This window comes from Pedococcus sp. 2YAF34 (genome assembly GCF_052114585.1).
GTDB lineage: Bacteria > Actinomycetota > Actinomycetes > Actinomycetales > Dermatophilaceae > Pedococcus.
Map to the genome: position 1 here is coordinate 1 of NZ_JBFRFA010000078.1, position 966 is coordinate 966.

The 966-nt window shown below is 69.6% G+C and carries 1 protein-coding gene; it reads left to right on the forward strand.

Going from position 1 to position 966, the window contains the following annotated elements:
• Positions 1-109: 109 nt before the first annotated feature.
• A partial coding sequence (locus AB4Z02_RS18920) for an IS481 family transposase (protein ID WP_441972904.1) occupies positions 110-966 on the forward strand: 857 nt, incomplete at its 3' end.

Sequence of the window (966 nt, forward strand, 5' to 3'; positions counted from 1 at the left end):
CAGGTTGGTTGAGGGAGTGCGACTCCTCGATCTGAGGGGATGACGTGGGAGGGCCTCCCGCGGTGGAGTGGAACTGCTGAAGGTTCACTTCGCCAAACAGGAGGCCCTCGTGTCCCACGCTAACGCTGCACTGACTCCTCGCGCCCGACTTCGAGTGGCCCGACTGGTCATCGACCAAGGCGTCCCGATCGCCGAGGTCGCCGCACGGTTCCAATGCTCCTGGCCAACGGTGAAGCGCTGGTCCGAGCGGTACGCCGCCGGGCTGCCGATGACCGACCGGTCGAGCAGGCCGCACTCGATGCCGGCCAAGACCTGCCCGACCGTCACGAAACGGATCGTGGCCCTACGGCTGCGCAAACGCCTCGGGCCGGTCCAGCTGGCCGCCCTGACCGGTGTCGCGCCCTCGACTGCGCACCGGGTGTTGGTCCGGTGTCGGCTCAACCGGCTGTCCCACGTCGACCGGGCCACCRGCGAACCGGTACGCAGGTACGAGCACGATCACCCGGGCGCGTTGTTGCACGTGGACGTCAAGAAGCTCGGCAACATCCCCGACGGTGGCGGATGGCGGTTCGTCGGCCGCGCCCAGGGCAACCGGAACCGTGCCGGCACCGACCCCACCCGGCGCAAGGGCAAGAACCGCGGACCCCTGCTCGGGCACGCGTTCGTGCACACCGTCATCGACGACCACTCCCGGGTCGGGTACGCCGAGGTCCACGACGACGAGACCGCCACCACCGCAACCGCAGTCCTGCGCCGGGCAGTGGCCTGGTTCGCTGCCCGCGGCATCACCACCGAACGGGTGCTGTCGGACAACGGCTCCCCGTACGTGTCCCACCTGTGGCGCGACACCTGCGCCGAACTCGGCATCCGCCACACCCGCACCAGGCCCCGACGGCCACAGACCAACGGCAAGATCGAACGCTTTCACCGCACCCTGGCCGACGGGTGGGGCTACGCCCGCGCCTA